The following is a 21418-nucleotide window of genomic DNA, read 5'->3' as shown; positions in this document are numbered from 1 at the left end:
TGTTGGTGAATCAGTTTATGTCTTTAAGATTAGAATTTTTATCTCTCATAAAGACAAAACTGTTACCTATGTTGGTGAATCAAACTGTAACCTATGTGGGTGAATTGGACCGCATCATAAATGATAAATTATAAGTCTCCGTGTCTCCGCGTCTCCGTGTTTTAACTATTCAAGTTATTGATTAGCAGATAGTTGAAAATCGAGCTGGCGTTATTTTATATAGGTTTTCCTTGTAGTTGTTCAACAACAAAATTCTGAGCCACTACTTCTAGTGTTTCATCATAAAATTGAAAAATATAGTGCTTACATTTATTGAGAATTCTATCATGGTGTTCACCAAATTCATGTATCCAAGGAGAATCTATTATTTCAAAAAACGCGCCTTCCACCGGTAAATTTATTAAATACCCAGTTGTTGAAAATTCTTCAGTAATTACCTTGTATGCCACAATCCCTTCAAATTTCATATTCCAATAGGTATCATCTTCATCTTTATGATAAGCTAAACTAAAACCTTTGTAATCAGACAAGCGTATTAACTCACAATCTCTTGCCCATGTTCCCGCAGCAGGAATGTTTATTTCTTTAATTTTCATTGTTCCTCGTATTTTTATCTTATGGATTGATCAAAGAAGTTCCCGAAGGACCTCCTCGTATTTTAATAGTATTGCTAGGAAGATTGTCCTTAAGGTGTTTGTTTAGCAAAAGTTCAAAATTTTTCATTCCTGTTCTATCAATAATTACTTGCGGTTCCATTTTAGCCCTTCTTAAGGCTAAAAGAGAACGATTATTTAGTGTAATTTTTTGTCCATTACGTATAACTATTTCTAGTGGAAGTGCCTCAGATGAAATCGTCCCATTTTTGAGTCCTTGAACTATCTTTGAAATAGGCTGCGATTGAAAAGTCCCTGTTTCTGAAAAAAATGCACTTACAGACTTTTGTCCAAATAGAATTTGTTCATTTTCTTGAATAAAATTCATCTTAAAATTTGAAGGCGATCGAAGTGCCGCTAAAGCAGTACCTCGTGTACCTTGGAGCATGGCACTGCCACCCATGGTAGTAAGGAGGCTTACACCATTGTTGACTAATGATGCTGTATTGGCTGACACGCCGGTTTGTCGTAGTGCTAGCTCTGATAATGTAGAGTGATGCCGTCCAGAGAAAGCTGTTTGTAGTCCTGCTACAGTTTGATCCAGGCCATGAGCTATAATAGCACATCCCACGGGAGCTGCAAAACCGCAGGTTGCATAGGTTATCCCAACACCAATACTTGTTTCTATAGCACCTCCAATGGTTTGCATTGCACCGTGAAAATGAGGGCTGCTAAGGCCGCTAATAATTGTTTCTGATGTAGTTTTGTAGACGTAAGAGGCGCAGCGGCCATCGGGATCGAAATAGTTGATGGGATCGCCGTTGGCGTAAGTATAGAGATTGAGGGCAATGGGGTGGCCTACGGGATCGGGACTTAGGAATCTGCCTACTTTGGGATCATAGTATCTAGTTCCCATCCAGATGAGACCTGTGGGATCTTGTGTTTGGCTATGCCATGTTAGGGATTGAGCGTAGGTCAAGAGATCTGTGGGAGGAGGTGTTAGAGTTTGAGGGCCGTAAGGAGATGGTGGTTGAGTAATGGAATGAGTTGTGCTTGGAGAGAGTATTTCTGAAAGCTGGTCAAGAGCATTGTGGACTAGAATGAGAGATGTTCCAGTATTGTCATGGACGGCATCGCAGGAATTGGGGCCATAGATCTTCCAGAATATTTTGTTGTCAAAATGGACGCCAATTTCTTGAAACTCTGTTTCGGGATCATAGAATGAGGTTGTGGTAAGGGTCGGTTGATAAGCAGGTGTATAATGAGTTTGCAAGCGTCTTCCAAAAGCATCGTAAGAAGCTTTCCAGGTAAAGGTATCATCAGTGATGGAAGTGAGTCTTCCCCAAGGATCCCATTCAAAGTGTTTTTGATTTTGAGATGTGACTTGCCCTGTTGAATCGTAAGTGATTAGAGTGTTTTGATCATGGATGACTCTTCCAAAGGGATCTAAGTCATTTTGGGATATACTTTGAGTAGGAGATGAAGTGCATATGCCTGTGCCGGTAGATCCAAAGTCGAATTGATAGCTTTGTGGGCCTGCAGATTGCAAGTAGCCTTGAAGTGTATAGGTAAATTGCTTTTGTTGTTTAGGAGAGGAATAGGAAATGAGTTTGCCAGAGTGATCCCAGGCGAGGGATTCTTGGCAAGAGTTTGTGGATACTGTTTGTGGAAGAGAGGATCTGTTATACTCAATGGTTGTAGTGCTTAAGGGACTTTTTTTGCTTTGCAGGGTATTTTGAAGATTATAGGTATAAGCATAGTAGGTGTGGTGGGTTGCAACATGTACTAGCTGATTATTTTGGTAAGTAAATTGACGCTCATGATCACCTATTTTTAGGTATCTTGTAGAGGGTGTCCAGGATTGATGAGTCTGTTGTAAGAGAGTGGAATTGAGGTAAATGGACTCTAGTGTGAGGTTCCCATCACAGTCGTAAGAGCGCTCTATCAGGGAGTGCTCATTATTTTGTAGCTGCTGAGCAGAAGTGCATAATCCACGAGGATCGTAGGTGTATTTACGCTGAGAGTGTTCAACATCTTCTTGAATAAGCCTTCCTTGAGGATTGTAGGAAAAGGCATGAATGCGCTCTTCAGGATCTTTTGATTGTATGAGGCGTCCATCAAGGTAAGTATATTCCCAATGCTGAGATGTGCATCCCTTTGCTTGTAACTCTTCAGAACATTTTCTTCCCATAGAGTCGTAACGCGCTTTCCAGGACACATGGTTAGGAAGATGAGTTTCAATCAGGTTAGAATCTGTATCGTAGGCATAATCCAGTATGCTGCCATCGGGAAGTTCTTTTTGAATTAGGCGATTTAATGCATCGTACGTTTGATAGGTGGTTCGTGCATCGCCTTCAGTAAAGGCTATGCAATTACCAGAGGTATCATAATTATAAGTTGTAACGATATCTCCTTGCTGTATTTTCAGGGGCTGTCCAAGAGGGTTCAGCCACGTTTGGGTAATTATATCTCCTTGAGTAAGCGTTTGAATATCTGTGAGGGGATCGTAAGCGTTTGTGGAATGTGCAATAATTTCTCTTTGGGCATTCCAAGCTATCGATTCTACAACACGGCTCCCTTCATAGCGCACACCTTTTAGCTCATTACTAGGAAGTGTACAAATGTGACAGCTTTCATTATAATTCCAATGGGTAGACTCTCCCTTTGGAGTCGTTTCACTTTTTAGGCGATTTAATGCATCGTACGTTCTCTTTAACGTATAGCCAGCAGCATCAGTAAAGCTAATGAGGTTTCCCCTTGCATCGAACTCTTGAACCTCTGTTGTTTCTAGATGGGTGCGTATTACTTTTCGATTTAAATCATCAAAGGTAATATTCCAGGTGATATTATTTTTGGTTTCCTGGACAGGTCTTCCAAAGAAGTCATAAATGATAGCACTTCTTGTTCCATCAGGATAGATCTCCTCTTTTAGAAGACCATTGGTAGTGTAGAGGTACATTGTTTTTGCACCTGAGGGTGAAGTCACGCTTTCAAGAAGTCCTCCAGACTCATAAGTGAAAAGAGTAGAGCATTCTTCTCTTGTTTCACATTGAACTCTTCCAAGAAGATCATAATCGCGATAGGTGCAAGAGCCCCTTGGATCAACTTCTTGGATTAAATTGCCTCTAGAATCATATTCATAGAGAGTGTAGGCAGTATTTGAGTTGAGTGTTTGTCTTTTGGCTTTTAGAAGACCTGAAGCGTGATAATCTAGGTAGAGAGTATTTTGTGTATTAGCTGTTTGTCTCCAGATAGGCTGGTTATTGAGGTTATAGCCTATGTGGATAGCAGAGAGTAGTGTGTGATTGAGAGAAAATACCTTGGACTCTAGTATATTCCCCATAATGTCGTAGCGATTTTGTTGATAGCTATCTGTAGAGATGACTTGGATGCATTGACCTTGGTGATTGTAGGTATATTCTGTAACAATGTCTGGATCATTTGTATTTGAATATTGTATTTTTTTAATAGGAAGTCCACTGATATTATATTCCCAGTTGGTTATAGCACCTGAGTAATCTTCTATTAATACTTGGCCAAGATGATTGTATTTAAGATCTATGTAAGAGAGAAGTTTATTACCTATGTATTTTTCTATTCTAGCGGGCAGAGGCTTATCGTTAAGATAGATGCTTAGAGTCTTTTGATGTAAGATCTCTTCTTGAATGCAGAGGTTTCGTTTATTATAGGTAAGTTTTTTGGTGATGGATCCATCTCCATTACCTGTAAGGTCTTCTCCTTGAAGGGTAATCTCTATAGGATTACCTTTTTTATCGTAGAGATAGGAAGTGGTAAGGCCGCGTTTATCCGTAGTGGACTTTAAGCTTTTTGGCCAAGCGCCAGGTTCATTATACTCTTTAACACTCTCTGTTAATGGGTCAAACCAGGTTTTTTCGTCTATAAACCATGAAGTGTATGTTTGGCGGCATAAAGGATCTATAGTTTTGTAGATCTGTTTTTGGAAGATTTTGTAGATTGTTTGAGCGCCACCAGCATCTGTTAGCGTTGTAAGGCCCTCTTGATAGGTAAAGTTAACGCTTGCAATTAGCTCTTGTTGCAGACCCATAGGGGTGCGTTGCTCAATTACTCTTCCTTGATCATCATAGATGTTTTCTAGCAGCTTTCCTTGAGGTTTAGTTTCTCTGATGATACGGTGCAATCTATCATATTCGTAAGAGATGATAGCGTTATTAGGAAGTGTTACCTGAATTAAATTATCTTGTGCATCGTAGTTGTAAGAGACTCTTCTGCCATCTTTAGCATAGACTTCAGAGATTTTGCCTTCATGATTATAGTGAAAGCCTAAAAAGTCACCTACAAAGTTTTCAATACGAGATAAGTGCTTTTCATTATAACAAAATATAAGTGTGCATCCTTTGGCATCGACCCATTTCTTAAGCAAGCCATTTTCAAAATATCTTGTCGAACCATCTGTTCCATAAAGTATGTTGTCTTTAATATAGGCATGAAATGGGTTTGCAAGACCACCTACACCTTTTTGGCTAAAGTTGCAAAGATCGGGATTATCTTCGAAAGATATTTGCCAGCAAGAATTTTCTTGATTGTAACTATAGACGATAATTGAGCCATCTGCTTCAGCTGCATATAGTTTACCATCTTGTTCGACAAGATAGGGGTTTAAACTCAATTTCCAACCAGATCCAAAGTCACAAGAGAGAGGATTTTGGCTATTGTAATTACGACGTATTTCAAAAGGAAAGGGTCCTGGCAAGTTAAGATCCACTTCATCAATATAAAAGGCTCCACTTACAACATCAATAGGGTCTGCTACAGTATGTATGTTCGTTTTATGCTCTGCTCTTACATCAGAGCTCCACTTTGTTGTGATAGGTAGAGGTGTGAGAGAATCAGAGTCAAATGTAGTCTTAGAAGGTGGAAAATCTAATGCATAGCCATGATTTGTAAGGACAAGATCCCATTCACTAATGGCTTTGGGCGTCGTAAAGTTCTTTGGCAAGGGAGAGCCAAGCCCACCGTGGAATAATAAGTTGTTACCAGTAAGTAGAGCGTACTGTGTGTTGGGATTCAAAATGAGACCGCCTACTTCCTTGTAGGTTCCATCTAGGCTTTGAACTTTACCTGGAGTCATATAAGCATAACTCCAGCTACTAAGAAGATTATCTTTTCCAAGTAGATCTTTAAGAATATCCCATCCGCTTTGAGCGGATGTTTGTACATCATGAAGGTTTAAATTTTCCAGGTGAGAAAAATAGAGCGCTTGTGCCGTTTCAGGTATATTTTCTGCTGACTCAAAAGAGGAGGGTGTAAAGATAATAAAACCCTCTCCTAATAATCCATTTTTCTTGTGTTGTAGATGTGCTAATTGCAAAAGTTTTACTGTAGAGATGGGGCATGGGTCTTTAAAGACCTCTTTTAAGATCTGGTGCTCATTAGAAGATGCATCTACCGTTGTAAGAGATCTAAGTTGTCTATTGGCTGTATGAATTTCTTGATTCCAAGCAGATGACGTAAGTGGGCGAGATTTGAACCAAAACATATCTACTTGAGGTAGTGTCAAATCAGGCTCTGCTTTGATAGGGCCTTTTGATGAGTCGGGAGAGAGTTTGGCAAGGCCAAAGGCAAGAGCTGTCATAGGTCTTGTTTTATGTAGATCAGCAAGTATATTTTCTATACGGCCACATTTTTCAAAATAGGAAGTGCCAACAAAGGTAAGAAGCGCATGCACACGTCTTGCATCTTCTTTTTCTTTTACAAATTGCTCATAAACTTGAGATGTTAATTGAGGGCTTGCTCCACTAAAATAAAAACAGAGTGCTGCGCTTGTGCCTTTGGCAAAAGAAAGCGTTTGAGATAATTTAGAGAGCTCTGTTCCTATAATAGCCTCTGATGTTATCTTAATATCTATTAATTGATCTGTAGCATCTAAAGTGAGAATCGATTCTTTTTCTGCAATACGTACATGAAAGTTATGACAACCTTCTTTGCTAGCAGAAAAACGTAAAGAGAGTGCGTTGCAGTCTAAATCTGCCAGTGGTAAAACATAGGATAGTTGTTTTTGAGGGTTTTCTCGAGAAGAGATTTCTATCTGGACTGTTGCAAATACTTTCAAATCCTTTAAAGAGTCTGTGAGGTTTACACCTCCTTTAAGGGTGGGGCGAGGAAAATCATGCCACGAAGTAAATTGCTTTTTAAGTTGAATGCGCTGAACACCAACATCCATAAGTGAGAGCCCTTGCCTTCTAAGCTCTTCTTCTACAAAACGCACGAAAAGCACACCTGCCGTATCATTTCCATCAGGGCCTATATGCTTTAAAATATTTTCATCGCTTTTTAAATAGTGTAAGATCCACCTATCTGCACTTGCATACTCTTCTGGCATACAGTTATATAAATCATACCCTTCATTCACTTGCATCTCTTTGATCCAAGGAAAGAGTGTGATCCATTCTTTTCCATTAGAAAAAAGAACAAAAGGATATTTAAGCGATCCCTCTTCCAGGCCTTCTGGAAGGCTTGTAAAGAGCATCTTTTCTACAAAGGTCTTAGGCAGTATAGAAAGACCTCCTTCAGCATAAAGGGCCTTATGGCCTGCTCTTCGTAAAAGATAGACAAGAAGCTGGCACTGCTCCCAAGGAGAGCCCTGCTTTTCTAAATAAGTTCTATAGGCGCTTCTTTGAATTTCTGGAGCTAAAAAAACTCCCTGATCTTGCGATAGAAAAGGGTCTACAAGGGCAATCTCATTTTGGACATATCCAGAAAGTGCCATAGGGTCGCATTGAAGCTCGCTTACAAATTGATCAAGAAGGGGGAAATGGACCTGCTCTGAGAGAAAAGTTGGGTCTAAGTTTCCTGGCATAGAAAATGTTACAAAAGGATCTTTTTTACCTATTGGTATGTCTATATTTGACAAAGAGGGTTTGCAGAGCAGGCTCAGTTGCCAAGGAGGTGGCACTAAAAAGTTAGTTTCATACAGGATAATTCCATCATTTAGAGAAAAAGAAAGTTGGTGATCTGGACAAGTCACTTTTTGTGTGATGATCATGGAGAAGTTACACTTAGGATTGAAGACAAAGCTAATGCGCAAATCTATTCCAAACTCGGTTTTTAGCCTTGTTTCAGGAATAAAAACCATTCCATCATCTCTAACATATTGCTCCCAGCTCAGAATATTCTTGAGGGGCAATGTGATCATTTCCTCATAAACAATACTTCCTTCTCTACCTATTTTAACAAGCAGTTCCGTTGCAGGAAAGTCGCTTTGCACTAAAAAGCGATAAAATTGTTCTGTATACAGTGTAAAGCTTTTTTCTTTTCTCGAAACTTGCCCATCTAAGGGTATAGAAAAGGGACACACAACATTTGGTGCTAAGCTTGGAAGAAACAATTCAGGGAAGACAAGCTTTTCTTCATAAAAATGTGTTCTTCTTACATTCTCTCTCCTTCTAAACTCTTCTTCAGTAAGTGTTTGAGTGTTTTTAGTTAAACGCTTATTATCAGCATCTGTTTCATAGAGCGCACATAATACCTTTAACTCTGTAATTTCATCTTTATATACTTCTTCACCTAAGCCCTTTGAGAGTTGCTCTAAAATGAATAGAATCTGCTTTTGCACATCATAAGAGCTGCGCTTTAGGCCCTTCTCTTCAAGAAGATTGCATTCTTTTCTTAATGCCAAGAGCCTCTCTTTCAAGAGCACTTTCTGATCAAGAACAGTTTTTGGCCACTCTTGGGCCTCTTTTCTATATTTATCAGCAGTTTCTAGATAAGTTTCTTCCTCTTTTTTTAGCCATTTCTTATCATTTTCATTTCCACATATAGCAATATAGGATAGAGCCTTTTGCATGCAATCGGCAGACTCTTCATAGAGTTTAGCAATTTCAATAAGTGCTGCAACCACTACATCTACATTATTTAAATTGCGAGGACATTCCCTGTTCTTGGTTTCTGCAAGAACTGCCCTCTTTTGAGCCTCTTGAAGATAGGTACTTGCTTTATCAAAGGCTAAGTTTGTAGAGATGATATCTCTAATGGAGGTTTCTAAAGAGCTTATTCGAGAAGAGCACTTTTCCTTAGCATCTTGAAATGCACTCTTCATCTCTGTTCGCCATGACTCTTTTCGTTTTTTTTCAGGCTGTTTTGAATAGTCTTTGAAAAACGCATCGCAATGCCCAATGGCTCTATTGCAAGCAGCAATAGCTTCATTAAGAAGGGGAATACGCCTGTCATGCTGACTTGCATGTAGATTATTAACTTGCTTAATTAATGTTTCAGCTAGCTTCCATTCTACAACAACCTTGTCAAAAAGATCTTTGCTTGCTTCTCTGTCATATGCATGAAGAAAACAGGGAATGAACAGTAGCAAAAAAAGAAGACGCAGGTATTTCATGAGGCTCTTTGAGTTTTATAGAAAATATAAAGCATTGGAAACTAGCAGGATTTTAAAAAAAGCACAACAAGATCTTAACACAATAGGGGCTTCTCGATACAAATTATTTTACTTGAAGAGTTGGAAGTTTCGTTTTACACTCTCTGAGCAAAAATCGGAGAACTTTTATGGCATCTTCAATTAAGTGATGCATTATTTTTTAAGATTTCTATTGGGAGTTTTTATGTCGGTTCAAGGAACAACTAGTGCTCATGTAATTTTTTTTCAATCTCCTGAGGCTTTAGTACAGGCTTTGCAGCCTTTAGACTTAGATGAAGTAACACAGCGTATTTCTTTGTCAAAGATCCCTTTAAAGTTTGAATGCGATGCGACGTTAGCTCAAAGGAAGGTACTTCCTTTGCGACGAGGGCCAGTAGGCAATCTTTTAGAAACGGAAGTTTTTAAGGGGAAAACACTCACTGTTTTCTTTCCAGAAACTCCACGTGTGCCGCACCATCTGGCAATTGCACTCGAGCGCTTTGATATAAGAGGCGTTGCTAGCGTTAGTAAAGAAGAAAATGCGGAACTTTTTGCAACAATTAAAAAAATTACAGAAATTTATCAGGTTAAGCAAATTCAAGGCTTTGTTGTGGCTCAGTTTGACACACCTCAAGAGGGACATTTAAATCGCTATGTTATAGAAGTTATCCCTCATTTACCAGGTTTTGGTGGAATAAAACATACCGTAGATAAGGTGGGTTGTAATCGCCAGGTTCTTTTTCGATCAGCTAATCTATCACCACTTACTTATGGAATCACAAGAGACGAAGTTCTTGAGCAAGTAGATTTTTGGAAATTAGCTTTTCAACAAGAGCATGAACCCGTTGATGAAGCCTCTACAAGGCTTACTTTTCCCTATTCTAGACATGAGTCTTACCAGTTAGAAGCGGAAAAAGTATTATACCGCCACCTAATTGAGCTTCTAGAAGATAGAGGAGGTGTTGTAAAAGAAGAGATTTTTTTTGAAGAAAAAATATCAATAGAGGTGCCAGAGACAGTCAAAGCAGTCACATCTGCTATATGTGCTTTTTGTGAGCCTACTATTGTTGAGCGTCAATTAGTTTATCGGCATAACGGAGTTTCTGTTTTTTATAATATGCGTAAAAGCCCAAAGGCAGGTTCTGCTTTTTTGATACTTCCCAATAGGCATACTGAAAAGGTTTATAATCTTACTCAGGAAGAAATCGACGACATTTTTATCGTAAGAAGAGCTCTTGTAGAGGTATTAAAAGATGCTCATCCTGAGTGCGAGGTTGTAATTTACACGCAAGATAGCCCAGCAGTTGGCCAAACAGTCTTTCATTCCCATGAGCAAGTTGTTGCCATCGATCCTAAAACAATTGCCTTAACTTGGACAATGGCCTCCTTGTGTCCTAGTGGCTGTGTTTTGGATGAAGAGATGCGCAGAATTCGAGAAGAATTTAGCTTAAAGCTCGAAGCAAAGATCCAAGGAACTTTTATTTTAGAAAAGGCTGCTTCCTAAGGATTAGACAAGTAGATTTGTGTCTTTAAAGGCCTTGTGAATAATTTCTGCACGCTTTTTAGAAAAATCTTCTGGATCTAAAACATCTGGGTAGATACTCATCAAATGTCCCATGCGGCAACTAAAAAATAGTTCGTTGAGTAATGTGTGATCAATTCCTTTTAACCATTGCAGATCTACTGCGAGCTTACAGAGGCTCAAAGCATTTAATGCTTCGACAGTCTCAATTTGATAAGAATGCACAAGTAGGCCATAAGCTCTGCTAACCTTATTCTTAATTAATGATTCTTCATGCCCCTTTAATGTAGTACGAGCACTTTTTTCTGCCATCATTAACTTCGTTGCTGTAATACGCAGCATTTTTACAATCTCTTCTTCTGATATGCCAATTGTTACTTTATTATGCAGCGTTAATAAATCTCCAATAAGCTCTGTTAAATCGCCTTGCAGGCTTGCGGCTTCAATCATTTCATTGAGTTCATTCTCCAGAAAAGTAGATAAATGGTTTGTATGAACTAGGAGGGGTACGTGTAAATACGCAGTTCCAATAAATGCTGTACCACAATGTTTGGGTGAGGATGTCAAAAAACCAAAACGAGATGAAAATGAATAATCAATACTTTTTCCAATCTCTGTTTCTATCTTTACAAGGAAGTCCCATGCATTTTCAATCTCTGTTTTATAATCTGTAACTTGCAGTTGCAAATGATCTTTTACATTGATGAGAGCAAGAAAACCTCCAGAATTATCAATAACAAAAGCCTCTTCCCCGTGGGCTTCATGAAAGCTTTCTACACCAAGAAAATGCTCAAATAAAAAATGTTTTTCTGCTGCAGAGAGTTCTTTGGCAAAAATATGGCTTGGATTGTTGAGAGCCTTTAATGATATGACGGCGCTTTGTAAAATGTTAGAAAGCTGTCTTTGACGCTCACGGTCTAATTTTCCAGGAAATAAATATTTGTTTACATTCCTATATATTTTTAAGTTCGTCGCAATCCAGATCGAATTAGGATTGTTCTTCCAAGGAGGTGTTTGAAGAATTGGAATAAGTTTACTTTGTTCCATTATCCTTCTTCTCCATGCTCTGCTTATCTACATCTTTTTTTTCTGAATCACTCTTTTCTGTTAATTCTTTAATTTGATCTCGAAGTAGTGCTGCCTGCTCATAATCTTCCCGAGTAAGTGTTTCAGTAAGTGCATCATTCAATGCAAGCAAACGAAGGGCTGGATTTAGTTTGCCGGTCTCTCCAGGAGACCTGCCCAAATGAATCAGCTTGCTTTTCCTATCTTTTAGGGGCTCTCTTTGATAAGCTTTGCTTATTATTAAATCAGCTGCTATCACATCGCCAAAAACTTCATAACATTCGCTACAACCAAGAGGAGCTCCTTGCTTAATTGCATCTAACGTAGTCCCGCAGCTTCCGCAACAAAGGCCTGCACGACCAGATATTTGCTCTAATTGAGTTGTTGCAGGAATGCCATGGAGTCTTCTTTGTAATTCAGGACAATCTGCACACATACTGGTCTTGACAATTGTATCACCAATAATTTCTGTGTAGCATACTTTTATTGGTTTTTTGCATTCAACGCATTCTAAAGGTCTATCGCTCATAAGGGATCATCTTAAAATTCAAATTTCTTCGAATCTTAGAAAATTTCCTTAATATTAAGCAACTTTTTAAAAGTTTGAGGAAGTGCTTGGATCAGATCATGTGCAATCATAGAATAAGAGGTGTTTTCAAAAGCTGCGATTTCACCACTCATTCCATGTACAAAAGTTCCAAGTAAAGCAGCATGAAAAGGCTTTAGCCCTGCTGCAAGAAAGGCTGAAATAATACCTGTCAATACATCACCCGTTCCTGCTGTTGCCATTCCAGGATCACCTTTAATGGAAAGATGAGGTTTTAAATCCTTTTGGAAAATAAATGTAGGCGCGCCCTTTAAAACAAGGATAATATTTTTTTTATTACAAAAATTTTGGCATAAAGAAATGTATTCCTCATCTACTACCCCAGGAAGGGCTTTACCAAGTAATCGATCCATCTCCTGTTTATGGGGCGTTAAAATGCTCTCTTGAGGAATTTTTATCGACTCATCCTCTGCAATAATATTCAGAGCATCTGCATCGATGACAGCATGCGTTTTTAATTTAGAGAGAATCGTTTTAAGCAATTCTTTTGTAAGAATACTCTTGCCAATACCAGGGCCCAAATAAACGGCTGTTGCTTTATGCATCATCTGCAACACCTCTTCTGATGAGTCAGATTCTTTATAATAAAAACGTATCAACTCTGGAGGAGCTGCAGACAGCTCCTGATCCATTCCCAAAGGGCATAAGATCTTTACAATGCCCGAGCCTGCTCTTAAAGAGGAGAGCCCTGACAAAATAGCAGCTCCTGGCATACCAAAAGATCCTGTCAAACCCACTACAAAACCACTTTGATATTTATGTCTTGTTCTTTTGATCTTTGGTAGCATGGATGCAATAAATGCATCCTCTTCTAAAATAAAATCTTCTTCTGCAAGCTCAATTATTGATTTATCAAGAGAAAATGAGATGGGATAAAGAGAGCCTATATGATCAAAACCTTGCTGAATAAAAAAACCAGTCTTTGGAAGCTCTAAAAATAAAGTCCACGTCGCACAAATAGCAACAGATTCTACAATTCCTGTACTCCCATTCAATCCAGAAGGTATATCTATTGCAACAATGGGCAAAGAAGAAGTGTTTGCAAGAGAAATAGCATCCTCAAAAAGCCCTTTAACTCTTCCTTGAAAGCCTGTTCCAAAAATTCCATCGAGAATAATTCCCCCTGGTGAAAAAACAAGCTTTTGTTTGTCTAAAACAAATTGAATAATACCGCCTGCTTCAACAAACTTTTTAGCCTGTAGCTGACATAAAGGACTACATTCACTTAATTCAACTAACTGAAAAACTGTAATAGAATAGTGCTTTAAAAGCCATCTTGCAGCAACATAAGCATCACCTGCATTATTACCTTTTCCTGCAAGAACAAAGATATTATCTACTTTTGGATAGAGCTTTTGAATGGCAATGGACACACCCTTTCCAGCTTCTTCCATAAACTGCAAATCACTCGCACCTCTTTCAAAGGCAATTTTCTCTATGCGAGCCATTTCCTTTGCATTAACAACTTTCATTTTAAAGATGTTCCTCTTTGATAGAACGTGTTAATAATTCCTTCACAGCTTTAGAAGGAAGCATGTTCTCATATAAAATTTGATATACAGCATCCGTTATGGGCAAATCAATACGATGATGCATACCAAGCTGTCTTGCAGAAACACATGTATACATTCCTTCAACAGCAACCCCAATACGTTTTTTTGCATCAGCTGCAGAGCAGCCCTCCGCTATTAAACGACCAAAACGATAATTTCTACTATGCGTTGAAAGACAAGTAACACAAAGATCTCCCATACCAGCAAGACCATTCAATGTTTCTGGCCTACATCCCTTTGTCACAGAAAGCTTGCGTATTTCATGTAATCCTCTTGTCATTAGAGCCGCTTTTGTATTATCTCCAAATCCAAGGCCATCAGAAATTCCACAAGCTATAGCCATAATATTCTTCATGGCACCACCAAACTGCACCCCACTTAAGTCTGTATTAGGATATACTCTAAATGTATGCGTTACAAAGGCATCTCTTATCGTATGAGCTACTTCACTATCATGACTTGCTGCAACTACAGAAGTTGGAAGGCTCTGTACGACTTCTTCAGCGTGGCTAGGTCCGCTTAAACAACCAATTAATCGAGCATAATCTGTACCTAAAATCTCTACAATAACGTCTGAGAGCAAAAGCTCTGTATTTTGTTCAATTCCCTTCGATGTTAAAACAATGGGACAATAGGGAATTCCTATATTTTTTACTTGCTGAAAAACAGGGCGAATCCCAGCGGATGTTACAGATTCAACTAATAAATCAATCCCAAGAAGAGCTTCTTCTAAGTTATTTGTAAACCTAATATCTCCTTTTGCTATATGTCCAGGAAGGTCTGGGTGTTCTTTTGTCTCTTGTAATGTCTTTACAAGGTCTTTATCTCGAGCCCATACGACACATTCAAATCCTTTGCTTGCAAGAAGTGAGGCTAAACAAAATCCCCAAGTTCCAGCTCCTAAATATCCAATTTTCATATCAAATAATTCTTTTAGATTTTTTATCTAAGTTTAAGGTTCAATGTAAGCAGCATCAGGAAGCGGTTTGTTCTTCCATTTCTGTAGTAATTCACTTGTAGGATAATAAAATTCCTGAGCAAGTTCAAACGTTCGTTGAGGAGGAGTTGTGCCTGTTACCTTCTTATAAACGTTAACATCTGTTTGTTGCAACAATGCATGTACAGTATCGATACTATCGCACCCTTCTGAATTTTTCAAGGGAGCAAAACAGTGCTCTCTTGGAAAAAGTATTGCTCCAATGCGGCTTGCAAAAGGCAGGCAGTCAAAGATAAACTTTTCAAATTTCCATGATTCTTTTTTTATTGGATAAATTTGTCCATCTCTCTTAACAAAACTATTTGAACTCTTTTTAACAGGATGATAGGGCATTTGTATACAATAGTAGAGAGTTACTTTTTCAATAAAATCTCTATCAAAACAAAAAAGACTTAAATTGGCGCATTCATGTAAAAAAGAGCCATCACTTTTCTTAGCTTGCCACTCTTTTTTTGGAAATTCAAAATATTCAATGACACGGCAATGTCCATTTTGCTTAACAAGCACGCCAACACTTTCTTCTTGCCGTTTAGCACATTTAATGGACACTTCATTATTTTGATCTACGTGAAAACCAAGTAATTCTGCACTAAAAGGATCTGCAAGAGCATTGTCTATTTGAACAAAAGAGATGTAAGAAATATTTTTTTCTTTCCACTTTTGCCATATCGCACTTTTATAAAAACAAGAAAGTGCATAACCATTTCCACAAGGTCCTTTAGCTAAATGATTAGGAGACTCTAAAAATAATTTTCCATGGTCATCTAGAAAAGGATAGGTCTCTTGAGAAAAAAATGAGACTTGCTCTTCATCTAATCCAAAATAATCATTTTCTCTAAAATGAGCTACGACAGAGTCATGATTAAGAAGAGATGTCATAATAGCAATAGGCAATTGTTTGCCTGCAAATAAGCTTGCAGCCTTTGTCTTTTCTGCAAATAATTGAAAAAGGCTTTTTTTCTTGACAATTGTTATAGGGAAAGTGCCCTTAGAGGCATTTTTAGGCATTCCAAGGCGGGTGCCTTGTCCGCCTGCAACGATTAAACAGCCAGCTTTTCCCTCTTTTAAAATTTTTTCACCCTTTAAAATGTATTGATCATTACCTGCAATTACATAATCTAAAAAAGGCTCAAAGGAAAGGCATCTCTCATGCAAAGGATGTTTTAAACATTTTTGCATCTCTAAAACTTTTTCCTCAGGAAGAGATAAGATCTCTTCCGTCAATTGCTTTTGATAAGATGCATCAAGATCTTCTAAGTATTGCAAAAGATGCTCTTGGTGCATGTACTTTAATTTTTCAAGGAGCGTTTGATTTTTGTTCTTTTGCACGTGCAATCATCTCTTGTAAATTCTTATAAACTTCATCAACTTCTATACGATTCATGCAACGAAAATCGATGGGACATGTTCTGAGGTAGCAAGGAGAGCATTCAACATGTTTATGAATAACCTTTCCAAACCCATACGGGCCTGTTGCTTTTTCATTGGTAGAACCAAAAAGTGCAAGTAATGGGGTTTGTAGGGCTGCAGCTATGTGCATGGGACCACTGTCATTGGTAAGAAAGATGGAGCATTCTCCAATTAACGCCATCAATTCTCTTAGTGATGTAAGTCCTGCTAAATTACATACCCGTTTAGGAAGCCCTGCGGAAATAGATTTTATCAAATCTAAGCTCTTACTATCTCCAAAAAAGACAACAAATACACTTTCATCCTCTAATAATTGCTTTGCTATCATACGATAGCGCTCTGCAGGCCAACATTTTGCGGGGCCAAAAGCCGCCCCTGGATTAATACCTACAAGCACCATGCCTTTTTTAAAACCCTGTCTTGTAAGCGTATTTTTTGCCATATCAGTTTCAGCTTTAGATAAATAAAGCCTTGGAATAGTTGCTGTATGTTGCAAATCTAAACAGGAATAAAGCCCCTTATATCTATCTACAAGATGTATATCTTCACTATCTCGAGAAGGCTTACATACATGTGTTAACAGGAATGAGCGCCAATCATTTGCATATCCAATGCGAACTTTTATATTACCTCTCCAGAACCACCAAGCAGAGGAAAAAGAGTTTGTAAGCAAAACCCCAAGATCGTAATGCCCTCTTTGTAGCTTATCAACGATTTGCCGCTGACCTATTCTTCTAAGAAAACCGCTTGGCTTGGAAAAAGCAAAGAGCTCGTTGATGTTTGGATCTTTTTGTAAAAGAGGGGCTATATTTTCTTGAAGCATTGCAGTAATAAAGGCTCCAGGAAAATGTCTCCTCAAATCTTCAAGAATGGGAGTTGCCATCACAGCGTCGCCCAACCAATTGGGCATGCGAACAATAATATTTTTTGGATCTTTAATATTCATACAAAAATAGCTCAAATTACAACCGAAATAATAGACCAATTTCGTAAACTTTCGCAAGCACGTTATTTCATTGAGAAGGGATTGCCTTTTAAGAAGGGTTTTCTTTAAGATTGAGAAGGAATTGATAATTAGAATACAGCAATGACACTTACAACAAGTAAAGCCTCTCATCATTTAATTGAAACTTTGGGGGATGCTTTATCTCAAACTTTTTCAGAACTTCAGCAGTTGCGCTCCCAAACCTCTTCTGCTACTGAAGAGCTTCTCTTACTTAAACTACTCAACCAAACGCTAAGAGAAGAAAATCTTGTTTTGCGAGATAAAAAGCAAGAGGTTGAAGAACTTTTGTCTCAAATTAATCTCAAGAAATCCACGTCTCTCGTTCAACAAAAGCAGTTTTTTAAAAAGCAGCAGAGCAAGGTTGCAAATGTTCTGCAAAAAGCTCTTAAAGAGCTTAAAAAGACAAAATCTAATCTAGAAGAGGTTCAGCGTGCTCATAAACTCACGCAAAAAAATGAGCCAGAACCCAAAAGAGAAGAAGTTTCTTATAATGAGGTTTTAGAATTACATGCAGAGGAAAACAATCATCTTGCAAAGGAATATCACGCTCTTTTACAAAACTTTCTCACACATGATCCACAACAAGATCTTTTGTCACTAAAACAGAAGCATGAGAATGAGCTTAGTCGCCTAAAAGTAGAATTTCAAGCTATTTTACAAAAAAGCAGGCAAGAAACAATTCTTACAATTCAGAGTAAGGAGAAAGCTTTTCTGCAAAAATTTGAGGTAGAAAAACAAGCTCTTTTAAGTAAGCAAGATCAGCTTAAGCAAAATATTCACCTAGCTCATCAAAGGCTTATAGAGGCAATACAACAAAGCAAAGAACAGGCAAAAAGGGAACAGCTTTTACAAGAAGCTATATTGCAAAAAGAGGAAGAGTGTAGACAATTAAAGTCTATTTCTGAAGAAAAAGAGCAGCTATTTAAAACATCGCTTCAAGAATCTAACGAATGGCAAGAAAAATATAATACCTCTCAAGTATGTATCCATGATTTAGAGAGAGAACTTGCTCATTTTACAAACATGCAAAAAGAGTTTGAGAGAATGCAAGCTCTTTTTTCAACGATAAAGTCGTATATGGGATCTTCTTCTGAAATCTTTTTTACGCAACCAAAGTCTAATTTAGAGCCCGATTTGTTCTCTCAAATTCCTCCTCCTAAAAAATTGCCAAACTTTAAGCAAGACCTTTTTGAAGGGATGCAGTAGTGATTGTAATTGGCATTGACCCAGGAACAAGAGTTACAGGGTATGGGATCATTCAGGTTACAAATCGTAGCTATATGGTGCTTGACTTTGGGTGCATAAGACCTCCACTTAGCGCAACACCAGAGGAGCGTTTTATCATTTTCTTTGATGCTCTCTCTTGCTTAATTGATCGCTATGCTCCTTTAGAACTTGCTATAGAGACTCAATTTGTTAAAATAAATGTACAAAGTGCGCTTAAACTTGCAATGATTAGAAGTGTTATTATTACTGCTGCTGCAAAAAAGGGAGTAAAAATCCATGAATATGCTCCATCAAGGGCAAAATCTGCAATTACAGGCAATGGTAGAGCAAAAAAAGAACAGGTTCAAGCTATGGTAAAATACCATCTAAACCTTCTAAAAGAACCTCCAGAAGATGCAGCTGATGCTCTTGCTCTTGCAATTTGCCACTTGCACACCCTATCTTTATAAGGAAAATATGTTTGAATTCATTCAAGGTATATTAGAAGAAGCAACTCCTAGTTATGCTATATTGCAAGTACATGGTATTGGCTATAAACTCTCAACACCTGCAAATTTACTTCAAAAGCTTCCCTCTACAGGAGAAAAAATTTGCCTTTATACGTCTTTTGTAATTAGAGAAAACTCTCAAGCTCTCTATGGTTTTTTTACAAAACAAGAGCGGGATCTTTTTGAAAAACTGATTAATATATCTGGAATTGGTCCTAAAACGGCTCTGTCATTAATCGGCCATTTAGATGTGATTGACCTTGTTTCTTGTATACGTCAAAATAACTTATCAGCCCTTTGCAGGGTTCCTGGAATTGGTAAGAAGACAGCTGAGCGCATCATACTTGAAACAAAAGATAAGCTTTTAAAGTTATCTCAAGAGGTAAGTAGTAGTTCATTTCCCATGCGCATCGAACAAGATGCTATTAACGCACTTATTCATCTTGGCTATTCTTCTGTTATTGCAGAAAAGGCAATTCAGCATTGCTTAAAAGAGATAAAAGAGCCTCTTGACCTTGCTGTTCTTATCACAAAGGCTCTTGAAAGATGTTCGTGAATATAAAGCAAAGAGCTAAAGTCGTTGCAAAAATTTTAAATGAGCTTTATCCAAGCCCTGCTATTCCGCTGCAACATTTTGACGCTTATACGTTGCTTATAGCCGTTTTACTCTCAGCACGCTGTATGGATGCTAGGGTTAACACAATCACTCCTAAACTCTTTTCTCTTGCCAAAACTCCCCAAGAAATGGTCCGATTGTCTATTGAGCAGATTCAAGAAATTATTAGGCCTTGTGGCCTATCACCAAGAAAAGCTTCTGCCATTTGGAACCTCTCAAAAATCCTTATAGAAAAGCATCAAGGAATTGTCCCTTGCGATTTTGAATTACTTGAAGAGCTTCCTGGAGTAGGTCATAAAACAGCATCTGTTGTTATGGCTCAAGCTTTTCACGTGCCAGCATTTCCAGTAGATACTCATATCTTTAGATCTGCAAGAAGATGGAAGCTTTCATCTGGAAAAACCGTTGAAAAAGTAGAGGGTGATTTAAAAAAACTCTATCCTAAATCTGAGTGGATAAAGCTTCACTTGCAGATCATCTATTTTTCTCGTGAATATTGTCCTGCTCTTAAACATAATCTTAAACTATGTCCTATTTGCAGCCTATTTACCGATACAAAATTTGGAAAAAATGGATGAGAGGATATCTTCTGTGATGTTTGTGCCAATAATTGTACCAAGCTCTGTCAAAACAGAGCGCATATCAAATGTAAGAAACTCTGGAGATACACCCGATCTTAGGCCTAAAACTACACGATAGCAGGCATCCATTGCAGTAAGAAGCGCTTCTTTATGGCGCAAATTAGTGATGATGAGTTCGTCTTTTGAAGGGGGTCCTTTTTCCCAAATTACTTGATCGATCTTTTCTTTGAGTTGCTCAAGACCCCATTTTTCTTTAGCAGATACTTTAACAGTATGTTTAAAAGGAAGGTCTTGTATAGCCGCATGAGGCAAGTCCACTTTGTTCCATATGACAATAGTTTTTTCCATTGGTACATCATCTAAAAGCTCTTGATCACTTGCAGATATGACGCAAGATGCATCTAAAACAAATAAAATCAGGTCTGCCTTGCTCATTGCCAGTCTAGATCTTCGAATGCCCTCTTGTTCGATTATTTCTTCAGCATCTCTAATACCAGCAGTATCCATTAAGCGAACATTTAGACCATTTAAACGAAAATGATCTTCTAATATATCTCTTGTAGTTCCAGGTATCGAAGTTACAATTGCCCGGTCTTTATCTAAGAGCATATTCATGAGAGATGATTTACCTACATTTGGGGCGCCAGCCAAGCATAAAGTGACTCCCTCATGTAAGATTTTTCCATCATGAAATGTATCAACAAGCTTTTGTATGGAAGCAATAATGCCCTCCAGTTGCAAGCAAAGCTCTTCCATGGAGGAAAATTCAAGCCCTTCTTCTGGAAAATCCACCCACGCTTCTAAAATGGAGGCTATTGTAATTAATTCATCTTGAAAGAATGTAATCTTTTTTGATAAAGAGCCTTCCAATTGGCCTTGTGCAAAGTCTAATGCTCTTTCATTTTTTGCAGCAATCAACTCTTGAACAGCTTCTGCTTGTACTAAATCAATTTTCCCGTTCATGAATGCTTTGAATGTAAATTCTCCAGGATATGCACTTCTTGCACCAGCTTCAAAAACCACTTCCAAAACTCTTCTAGATACAATAGAGCCCCCATGGCAGTGAATTTCTACTGTATCTTCTCCCGCATAAGAATTGCCTCCTAGCATGACTAATAAAAGTACATGGTCAACAACTTCTTTTTTATTATTTAAGATTTTACCGTAATGAGCGGTATGCGTTTTATAAGTTTTTACTGGTCCAGAAAAGACTTTTTCAGCGATAGTTATTGCACTTTTTCCAGTGATGCGAATAATAGCAATGCCACCCTCGCCAGGAGGCGTTGCAATGGCTGCAATTGTGTCGCCTACTTGATAAGTTCGATGAACAAATTCCATAGAGCCTAAATAATTATTTTATATTAAGG

14 protein-coding genes are annotated in these 21418 nt (G+C 38.1%); 5 read left to right on the top strand and 9 right to left on the bottom strand.

Going from position 1 to position 21418, the window contains the following annotated elements; all coding sequences use genetic code 11:
* Positions 1–215: 215 nt before the first annotated feature.
* On the bottom strand, positions 216–596 hold the full coding sequence (locus tag P4L16_05160; protein ID MDR3624508.1) for a hypothetical protein: 381 nt from the start codon (positions 594–596) through the stop codon (positions 216–218).
* A 19-nt stretch (positions 597–615) separates the two neighbouring features.
* A complete protein-coding gene (locus tag P4L16_05155; protein MDR3624507.1) occupies positions 616–8961 on the bottom strand; it encodes an RHS repeat-associated core domain-containing protein in 8346 nt (2781 codons plus the stop codon).
* Positions 8962–9184: 223 nt separating this feature from the next.
* On the opposite strand from P4L16_05155, the gene P4L16_05150 reads away from it, so the two are divergent.
* Positions 9185–10483, top strand: coding sequence for an HIT domain-containing protein (locus P4L16_05150; GenBank protein ID MDR3624506.1), 1299 nt, complete (start codon positions 9185–9187; stop codon positions 10481–10483).
* A gap of 3 nt (positions 10484–10486) precedes the next feature.
* Here P4L16_05150 and P4L16_05145 read toward each other — a convergent pair whose 3' ends face one another.
* The 6 genes from P4L16_05145 to waaF are packed head-to-tail and all read right to left on the bottom strand — an operon-like array spanning position 10487 to position 17079.
* Positions 10487–11548 carry a hypothetical protein gene (locus tag P4L16_05145; GenBank protein MDR3624505.1) on the bottom strand — a complete coding sequence of 354 codons (1062 nt, stop codon included), beginning with the start codon at positions 11546–11548 and terminating at the stop codon, positions 10487–10489.
* Positions 11535–12095 carry a UvrB/UvrC motif-containing protein gene (locus P4L16_05140; protein ID MDR3624504.1) on the bottom strand — a complete coding sequence of 187 codons (561 nt, stop codon included), beginning with the start codon at positions 12093–12095 and terminating at the stop codon, positions 11535–11537. The genes P4L16_05145 and P4L16_05140 overlap by 14 nt, the downstream gene beginning before the upstream one ends.
* 35 nt (positions 12096–12130) lie before the next feature.
* Positions 12131–13645: an NAD(P)H-hydrate dehydratase gene (locus P4L16_05135; GenBank protein MDR3624503.1), complete on the bottom strand. Its 1515-nt coding sequence runs from the start codon at positions 13643–13645 to the stop codon at positions 12131–12133.
* A gap of 1 nt (position 13646) precedes the next feature.
* Entirely contained in the window at positions 13647–14645 is a 999-nt protein-coding gene (locus P4L16_05130) for an NAD(P)-dependent glycerol-3-phosphate dehydrogenase (protein MDR3624502.1), read from the bottom strand.
* Between the two features lie 33 nt (positions 14646–14678).
* Entirely contained in the window at positions 14679–16052 is a 1374-nt protein-coding gene (locus tag P4L16_05125) for a UTP--glucose-1-phosphate uridylyltransferase (GenBank protein ID MDR3624501.1), read from the bottom strand.
* Positions 16021–17079 (bottom strand): lipopolysaccharide heptosyltransferase II, encoded by a 1059-nt coding sequence (waaF, locus tag P4L16_05120; GenBank protein MDR3624500.1) that lies wholly within the window; start codon positions 17077–17079, stop codon positions 16021–16023. Before waaF ends, P4L16_05125 begins: the two co-directional genes overlap by 32 nt.
* Positions 17080–17220: 141 nt before the next feature.
* Here waaF and P4L16_05115 point away from each other — a divergent pair, with 141 nt between their 5' ends.
* The 4 genes from P4L16_05115 to P4L16_05100 are packed head-to-tail and all read left to right on the top strand — an operon-like array spanning position 17221 to position 20048.
* Complete coding sequence (locus P4L16_05115; GenBank protein ID MDR3624499.1) at positions 17221–18345, top strand: hypothetical protein; 1125 nt, start codon at positions 17221–17223, stop codon at positions 18343–18345.
* Positions 18345–18815, top strand: coding sequence for a crossover junction endodeoxyribonuclease RuvC (gene ruvC / locus P4L16_05110; GenBank protein MDR3624498.1), 471 nt, complete (start codon positions 18345–18347; stop codon positions 18813–18815). Before P4L16_05115 ends, ruvC begins: the two co-directional genes overlap by 1 nt.
* A gap of 7 nt (positions 18816–18822) precedes the next feature.
* Positions 18823–19410 (top strand): Holliday junction branch migration protein RuvA, encoded by a 588-nt coding sequence (gene ruvA, locus P4L16_05105; GenBank protein MDR3624497.1) that lies wholly within the window; start codon positions 18823–18825, stop codon positions 19408–19410.
* Positions 19401–20048 (top strand): endonuclease III, encoded by a 648-nt coding sequence (locus P4L16_05100; GenBank protein MDR3624496.1) that lies wholly within the window; start codon positions 19401–19403, stop codon positions 20046–20048. Before ruvA ends, P4L16_05100 begins: the two co-directional genes overlap by 10 nt.
* Here P4L16_05100 and mnmE read toward each other — a convergent pair.
* On the bottom strand, positions 20013–21389 hold the full coding sequence (mnmE, locus tag P4L16_05095) for a tRNA uridine-5-carboxymethylaminomethyl(34) synthesis GTPase MnmE (GenBank protein MDR3624495.1): 1377 nt from the start codon (positions 21387–21389) through the stop codon (positions 20013–20015). The two genes, P4L16_05100 and mnmE, sit on opposite strands and share 36 nt — an antisense overlap.
* Between the last annotated feature and the right edge of the window lie 29 nt (positions 21390–21418).

The sequence above is a fragment of the Chlamydiales bacterium genome, assembly GCA_031292375.1.
Taxonomy (GTDB): Bacteria; Chlamydiota; Chlamydiia; order Chlamydiales; family VFKH01; genus JARLHF01.
Note: the sequence above shows the minus strand (reverse complement) of the source record. Positions and strands in the feature narration are given on the sequence as shown.